This is a genomic window from Flavobacteriales bacterium (assembly GCA_013214975.1).
GTDB lineage: Bacteria > Bacteroidota > Bacteroidia > DT-38 > DT-38 > DT-38.
In genome coordinates this window covers 1-7,923 of sequence record JABSPR010000103.1, presented here as the reverse complement: position 1 = coordinate 7,923, position 7,923 = coordinate 1, and the positions used below count along the sequence as shown (strand labels likewise).

8 protein-coding genes are annotated in these 7,923 nt (G+C 37.9%); 2 read left to right on the top strand and 6 right to left on the bottom strand.

Going from position 1 to position 7,923, the window contains the following annotated elements:
- The 6 genes from uvrB to HRT72_04090 form a co-directional block, all read right to left on the bottom strand.
- A partial coding sequence (gene uvrB, locus HRT72_04115; GenBank protein NQY66892.1) for an excinuclease ABC subunit UvrB occupies nucleotides 1–1,392 on the bottom strand: 1,392 nt, incomplete at its 3' end.
- A 44-nt stretch (nucleotides 1,393–1,436) separates the two neighbouring features.
- Nucleotides 1,437–2,180, bottom strand: coding sequence for a shikimate dehydrogenase (locus HRT72_04110; GenBank protein ID NQY66891.1), 744 nt, complete (start codon nucleotides 2,178–2,180; stop codon nucleotides 1,437–1,439).
- Between the two features lie 3 nt (nucleotides 2,181–2,183).
- Nucleotides 2,184–3,113: a DUF368 domain-containing protein gene (locus tag HRT72_04105; protein NQY66890.1), complete on the bottom strand. Its 930-nt coding sequence runs from the start codon at nucleotides 3,111–3,113 to the stop codon at nucleotides 2,184–2,186.
- A gap of 10 nt (nucleotides 3,114–3,123) precedes the next feature.
- Nucleotides 3,124–3,441: a rhodanese-like domain-containing protein gene (locus HRT72_04100; GenBank protein ID NQY66889.1), complete on the bottom strand. Its 318-nt coding sequence runs from the start codon at nucleotides 3,439–3,441 to the stop codon at nucleotides 3,124–3,126.
- On the bottom strand, nucleotides 3,441–4,226 hold the full coding sequence (locus HRT72_04095; protein ID NQY66888.1) for a phosphosulfolactate synthase: 786 nt from the start codon (nucleotides 4,224–4,226) through the stop codon (nucleotides 3,441–3,443). Before HRT72_04095 ends, HRT72_04100 begins: the two co-directional genes overlap by 1 nt.
- Before the next feature lie 3 nt (nucleotides 4,227–4,229).
- Nucleotides 4,230–5,633, bottom strand: coding sequence for a tetratricopeptide repeat protein (locus HRT72_04090; GenBank protein ID NQY66887.1), 1,404 nt, complete (start codon nucleotides 5,631–5,633; stop codon nucleotides 4,230–4,232).
- Nucleotides 5,634–5,839: 206 nt separating this feature from the next.
- Between HRT72_04090 and glmM the strand changes: the two genes are divergently transcribed.
- The gene (gene glmM, locus HRT72_04085; protein ID NQY66886.1) at nucleotides 5,840–7,222 is read left to right on the top strand and encodes a phosphoglucosamine mutase; all 1,383 of its coding nucleotides are present in this window, start codon (nucleotides 5,840–5,842) and stop codon (nucleotides 7,220–7,222) included.
- Nucleotides 7,223–7,923: aminotransferase class V-fold PLP-dependent enzyme (locus HRT72_04080; GenBank protein NQY66885.1), on the top strand; the 701-nt coding region annotated here is incomplete at its 3' end.

Genomic DNA, 7,923 nt, shown 5'->3' with positions numbered 1-7,923 from the left:
TAAGTATTTAGTAAGCTCCTCAGACATCCTTTTGGTAAGCGTAGTAATTAAAACTCGCTCGTCTAGTTCAATTATTTTGGCTATCTCTTCAAGTAGATCGTCGATTTGATTTGTGCTCGGCCTTACTTCAATCTCAGGATCGAGTAGGCCAGTAGGTCGGATTACTTGTTCTACAATTACACCTTCAGATTGCTCCAATTCGTAATCGGCTGGTGTAGCACTTACATAAACCGTCTGTGGAATTATGGCTTGAAACTCTTCAAACTTTAATGGCCGATTGTCCATAGCAGATGGAAGCCTAAAGCCATACTCAACTAAGTTCAGTTTTCGTGATCTGTCGCCGCCGTACATGGCATGAATTTGAGATACGGTAACGTGGCTCTCGTCAATTACCATAACGAAATCATCTGGAAAGTAATCAATAAGGCAAAAGGGGCGCGTGTTTGCTTCTCGACCATCGAAATATCTGGAGTAGTTTTCTATGCCAGAACAGTAGCCTAGTTCTCGCATCATCTCCAGATCGTAAGTTACTTTTTGCTCGAGTCTTTTTGCTTCAAGGCCTTTTCCTATTTCTTTGAAGTACTCAACTTGAGCCATCATGTCGTCTTGGATTTCTTTAATAGCTCCTTGTAAAGTGTCTTTACTTGTCATGAAGATATTCGCCGGATAGATAGTCATTTCCTCCAAATTCTCAGTCACCTTATTGCTGATGAATTCAAAAGACATGAGCTCTTCAATCTCGTCCCCAAAAAATACAATACGATAGCAGTAATCAGCATATGCCGGAAATACGTCAACTACATCTCCTTTAACTCTAAACGAACCTCGACTAAGTTCCATCTCGGTTCTAGAATACATACTGCTCACTAAAGCATGCAATAAACCATTTCGACTAATTTGCTGACCGACTTTAAGAATGACTTTATTCTCGTTAAAATCTTTTGGATTTCCAATACCATAAATACACGATACAGAAGAAATAACGATTAAATCTTTACGTCCAGATAAGAGAGAAGAAGTGGTGCTTAGTCTTAGCTTTTCGATTTCTTCGTTGATAGATAAATCTTTCTCTATATATGTATCGGTTACTGGTAAATATGCTTCGGGCTGATAGTAGTCGTAATAAGAAACGAAATACTCTACTGCATTTTCCGGAAAGAACTGTTTGAATTCACCGTATAGCTGTGCTGCTAAAGTCTTGTTATGACTAAGTATTAGCGTTGGCCGGCCAACCTCTTGGATCATATTGGCTACAGTAAATGTCTTACCACTTCCAGTAACTCCAAGCAAAGTTTGCGCACGAGCATTGTTGTTGATGCCTTCAACCAATTGCTTAATTGCTTGTGGTTGATCTCCTGTAGGTTTGTATTCGGATGTGATTTGGAAGTCCATATAGATCGCGTAAACTTTCTATATCAAAGGTAGCCTAAACTAACTCAGGAGTTCCATATCTCCCAAGCTTTTTCTGCTTGAAGGTGGAGCATTTTGAGACCGTTTATTACGGTTGATCCTCTCTTGATTCCTTCCTTTAGAAATTGGGTCTCAAGTGGATTATATACCAAATCAAATAATACGTGCGTAGGGGTTAATCCTTCGTAAGAAATATCTGGTGATTCATTTACATTAGGATACATCCCAATTGGGGATGAGTTTACCACGATCTGATAATTGCCAAGAAGCTCTTTGGTTACTTCCGTGTAAGCAATTGTCTTATCATCCTTTGGGCTTCTTGACACAAATGTGGTTTTAATTCCCATGTTATTCAATGAGAACTCAACAGCTTTCGAGGCTCCTCCTGTTCCGAGAATAAGCGCGTTGGCCTCGCTCTGTACAAATGCATTAATAGAGTTTTGGAATCCATATACATCTGTATTGTATCCTTTTAGATGTGTTCTGCTATCTTTAGTTGATGCTACAATTGTATTGACAGCCCCGGCTTCCTTTGCAATTGGATCTAACTCATCCAAGTATTGCATCACTACTTCCTTATAAGGTATAGTAACGTTGAGCCCAACGAGATTAGGTGTGTTTCTTATTAAGTCTGGAAAGGCACTAATATCTTCAATAGGATATAATTCGTAATGGCAATCAGATATGTTCTCTTTTTTGAATTTCTCCGTGAAGTAGTTTTTAGAAAAAGAGTGGGAAAGCGGAAAACCGATTAGTCCGAATTGTTTCATGGCTTATTTGTTTGATAATTTCTCCATTAAGAAGATGGTCACACATCCTGCGATCATTAAGCCAATGGCAATAGAAACTTCCATGTTTAGAGATTCAGGTATAAACCATTCGTAGCTCGACTGAACTGGTTTACCTTTTCTTAATATTAATTCTCCTGTCGTGTCGGTTAAGAAAACTTCGTTTTTCCATGGCCATAGAATTAAAAGAGACCCTAGGATAAATCCACTAAGCAAGGAGATGGTGGCATCTTTAAATTTGGAAAATAACCAAGATAATACATGTGAAAATACAAGTAGTCCGACAATGCATCCAGCGCCAACAGGAATAATTACTTTAAGGTTAAATGAAGCGATTGCTTCAATCATAATTAATTGGTAGTTGCCTAAGAGGATAAGTATATATGATCCAGACAGTCCAGGTAATATCATGCTGCAGATGGCAACGATTCCGCATATCAATAGATACCAAGTGCTGTCGTTTTCGGCTCCTGGTGTAAGCATTGATATACTCAAGGCGATAACGGTACCTAGAATAAAAAAAGAAATAGTTTTAGCGGATATTTTACTAACAGTACGAGCTAAATAGTATACCGAAGCCAAGATTAATCCAAAGAAAAAAGACCATAGAAATAGAGCATGGTCTACCAAAAGCATTTTGAAAAGTTTGGCGAGTGTTACAACACTAAGTACACCACCTATTCCAATTGAGGCCAGGAATGTTAGGTTAATGTGATTTGCGAATCCTTTGAAATCGCCTTTAAAAATTAGTTTGAGTGCGTCAAGATCGATTGACTTAACGGAGTTGAGTAGTTTTTCATAGATGCCTGTTACTACGGCAATAGTTCCTCCTGAAACACCAGGAATAACATTGGCAGCACCCATTGCAAATCCTTTTAAGCCATCGGATATGAGGGCTTTGAAGGTTGGGTTCATTTACTTCTGTTTAATAAGTTGGAAGAGAAAGGTCGATTTCTTCAGCATAAGCTAAAATGCCACCTTCTAAGTTGTAAAGATTGTCAAATCCGCCAGCTGCTTCTAATTGCATAATGGCATGTTGTGATCTTCTACCTGATTTGCATTGTACAATAACAGGTTTGTCTTTAGATACTTTGTCTGTAAAATCCAAGATTTGACCAAGTGGCATAAGCTCTCCGTCAATATTTACCAAATTGTATTCGTCTGGTTCGCGTACATCAATTAATTGAAAATCTTCTCCGCTGTCCATTTTGGATTTCAGCTCTTGTACTGTAATGCTTTTCATCAAACGTCGTGTTTTTTCTGAATGTCGGCTGGAAGATAATCCAAGAATGTATCACCTCTTAATCCTAATCTTAAAGTCTCTAATGGGATAACTTCGTTTACAGCAATGTTCCCTAAGTTAACATTGCTTCCAAGTAATTTGATGAAATATACTTGTTGTTCCTTCTTAGGAGCTTCCCAGATAACGTGTTTCTGTGGTACGTTATCTAATATTTTATTCACGAGCATCGTGTGTGCGTTACCACTAGATCTAAATATTCCAACGTTTCCACCTTCTCTAGCTTCAGCGATAACTTTAAAAGATCCAGCTTCTAACTCAGCGTTCATCATAGTAATCCATATGCTAGGATGTATAATTAAGCCAGCTTCTTTCGAACCTACTTCAGATACAACTGTTACTTGTCCTTTAAGTTTGTGGATGTATTCCAGTTTTTCGTCGTGAGGAAGAACAATTGAACCGTCCGATACTTCAGCACAGTTTAAACCGTAGTCATCAAGCATTTTTCTGAATTCGTCGAATTTGCCTCTAACAACAAAAGCTTCAAATAAAGTGCCACCTACATATACCATCATTCCGGCATCTTTGTAGAGCTTAATTTTTTCTTTTAGGTTGCTTGTGAGGTAAGACGTGCCAAAACCTAATTTGAGGAAATCAGTGTACGGAGCGGATACTTCATTAAAGTCTTGCGCTTCACGCAAACTTATTCCTTTGTCCATTACCATGGTTAGTCCTTCTTGTCGAGGAAGCTCATGTCTTAATGGAATGTGATCTAGTTCAAAATTCATGGTTCAAAGATAAGAATCTATCATGTTTCTAGCTACTGTTATGTTCTTTGCTGTAGGAATATATTGATAGAGTAAGTAGTGTAGTTTGTAATCGAGTGATAGTCCGGGTTTTAAGTAGTAAAGCGCCTCTTGGATACAATCATCGAGAAGTAAAAAAGCAGCTAAAACGTAGTAAAAAGATGCATTTTCTGGCTCTAATTCAATGGCTTTATGTAGTACAATTATCGCTTCTCTGTGTTTATCGTTCTCTGATAAGAAATTAGCATAATGAATCCATAGGTTTCCATTATTTGGATCGAGCTTTAATGCTTGACGAAATGCGTTAAGCGCTTTGTTGAATTGATTCAGTTTAGAATTTACTTCAGCATATAAGTGCCAGTACTCTGAATTGTCTGGTTCTATTTCGATTGCCTTTAATATAAACTCAACACCATTAATATCTTTATTACTCTCATCGAAAGTGGCCGACATTCCAATCCATGCATCTGAAAAGAAAGGATCTAAATCTGTGCATTTTTTGTAGTATGAAAAAGCATTTTTTAAGTCATCCAGTTGTTCGTATGATTCACCTAAAGCGTAGTATGTGATTGGCTCTGGTGTTTCGTACTTGAACGTTTCCAAGTAGTTCTCAATAGCTTCTTCATGCTTTTGGAGGTAGGCTAACGAACATGCCTTGCTATAATATGCACCGGCGAAATCATCTTTTATAACAATAGCAAAATCAAACGCATCGATGGATTTCTTTACTTCTTCACTATTAAAGTAAGAGAGGCCTAGATTAAACCAGTTTACAAACGAATATGGTTCTTCATCTAAAATTAGATGGTAGAGTAGTATGCTTTTCTTGAAATTACCTAAGTGATCGTAACAATATGCCAGGTCTTGTATCGTGTCTAAATTATCTTCATCAATTTCATATGCCTTCTCTAAACATTCTTTGGCACTGTTAAAATCCTCCAATAATTTGTACTCTTCAGCTAAAGCCAAATATGGCTCATCCATGGGCGATTCTTGATTGATGATTGCCATCTTGTAACATTCTATCGCATCCTGATGGTATTTCTTTCTGGAATTAATGATGCCTTTTAATAAATACATTTCAGAATTTGTAGGCTCGAGAACTTCAATTTGTATCAATGACTCAATTGCCTCATCTGTTTTGCCATCACTAAGTAATACTTGAGCTTTCCAAAGGAGAAGGGTAGAGGAAAAAGGATGCATGGAAATGCCAATATTTATAGCATTTAGTGCCCTTGTGTAACGGAAGGTATCCATGTAATAACCAGCAATAACTTCCATGTCGTCGATGTCGATAAATTGAATATCGTCGTCGGCCACCATGTGCTCAAATCTTTCGATTTGGCTCTTTACTTGTTTGGGATTATTGTTAGAAGGTTCTTCTGTCATTGAAAATTATCCTGCTTTTATCAAAGAAAAGAATTTGATTAATGGTTTGAGGAAGAGTATCCTTATTCTTTTCAACAAAGAAATGAACAATTGATTTTGAGGGACATAGATTAATCTCGGAATGTTTTTCTGATTTTTTAATGAGAAGCTTTTACCTAACTGATATTTAAGAATGAAATGAATACCTTAGCGAAAACTAGTAATCAATGACATTAATTAAATCGATTTCAGGAATTAGAGGAACGATAGGAGGCCAGCCAGGTGGGTCTCTTAGCCCGTTCGATGTAGTTAAATATATTTCTGCGTATACAGCTTGGATGAAGGAAAATTCGGGTAAGGATTCGAATAAAGTAGTAGTAGGTAGAGATGCTCGTTTGTCTGGTGAAATGATAAATAACCTAGTCAATGCTACTTTTCAAAGTCTTGGAGTAGATGTGATTGATATTGGCCTTACTACTACTCCAACTGTAGAAATTGCAGTTACCGACGAGAAGGCAGACGGCGGTATTATTATCACTGCAAGTCATAATCCAAAGAATTGGAATGCACTTAAACTACTTAACGAAAAGGGTGAGTTTTTATCTGCAAGTAACGGAGAGCGTATCCTTGAAATAGCAGAATCTGGAGACTTTAATTTCGCAGAGGTGGATGATTTAGGAACCTGTGAAACCAAAGATTATTTAGACATTCACATTCAACATATTCTAGATTTAGACCTAGTGGATGTTGAAGCTATTAAAGCAAAAAACTTTAAAGTAGCGATTGATTGTGTTAACTCTTCGGGAGGAGTTTATATCCCTGCATTATTAAAGAAGTTAGGTGTAAATAATATCGTTGAGTTATTCTGTGATCCAACTGGACACTTTCCGCATAACCCAGAACCATTACCGGAAAACCTTAGGGAAATTTCGAGTGCCGTTGTTGCCAATAAAGCAGATGTAGGTATTGTTGTAGATCCGGATGTAGATCGTTTGGCTTTAGTGTGTGAGAATGGCGAAATGTTCGGAGAGGAATACACGCTGGTATCTGTTGCAGAATATGTCTTGAAACATACTGGAGGCAATACGGTTTCAAATTTATCTTCTACGCGAGCACTTAGAGATGTTACTGAATTAGCCGGGTATACATACAATGAAGCCGCTGTTGGAGAGGTAAATGTTGTAGAACAAATGAAGGCTACTAATGCCGTTATCGGTGGAGAAGGAAACGGAGGAGTAATCTATCCGGCTTTTCATTACGGACGGGATGCATTAGTTGGTATTGCTTTGTTCCTTTCGCATTTAGCAAAGATGAATAAAACGGTTTCTGAGCTTAGGAATAGCTATCCGAATTATTTTATCTCCAAGAACAAAATTGAGTTAACACCTTCTATTAATGTGGATGAGCTTTTAGAAAAAGTAAAAAGTAGTTATTCCGACAAGCCAATTAATGATATTGATGGGGTGAAGATTGCATTTGATAAAGAGTGGGTTCATTTGAGAAAATCCAACACTGAACCGATTATTCGAATCTATGCGGAGAGCGAGTCAGAGTCAAGTGCGAATGGATTGGCCGAGAAGATTATGGCGGATATAAAGGCTTTGAGTTAAATGGAAGTTTATTTCGATAACGCTGCAACAACGCCTCTATCTAAAGAGGTAAAAGAGGTTATTTCTGGTCTCATGGATAACACCTATGGCAATCCATCTTCTATTCACAAAAAGGGAAGGGAAGCCAAAGTGGTTATTGAAAATGCGCGTAAAATCGTTTCGGGTTTACTTAATGTTTCTCCCGGTGAGGTGTTCTTTACATCTTGTGGAACGGAAGCGGATAACATGGCGATTGTTTGTTGTGTGAATGACCTGGCAGTTGATCATATAATTACTACAAGAATAGAGCATCACGCGGTATTACACACTGCTGAGAGGATGGAAGCACAAAGAGGAGTGAAAGTGAGCTTTGTTGACCTGGATGAGAATGGAAGTGTAAAACTGGATCATCTCGAAGAGCTTTTACAAATTGGTGGTAAAACATTGGTGTCTCTTATGCATGCCAATAATGAGATTGGAAACTTATTGCCTATAAAAAGAGTGAGCGAAATGTGTAAGGCTTATGACGCATTGTTTCATTCGGATACGGTACAAACTGTAGGTCATTACCCTTTTGATTTACAAGATATTCCGGTTGATTTTATCACTTGCTCTGCGCATAAAATACATGGACCCAAAGGAGTGGGGTTTCTTTATATAAATGGGAACGTGAAAATTAAACCGCTTATCTGTGGTGGTGCGCAAGAAAGAAACATGCGTGG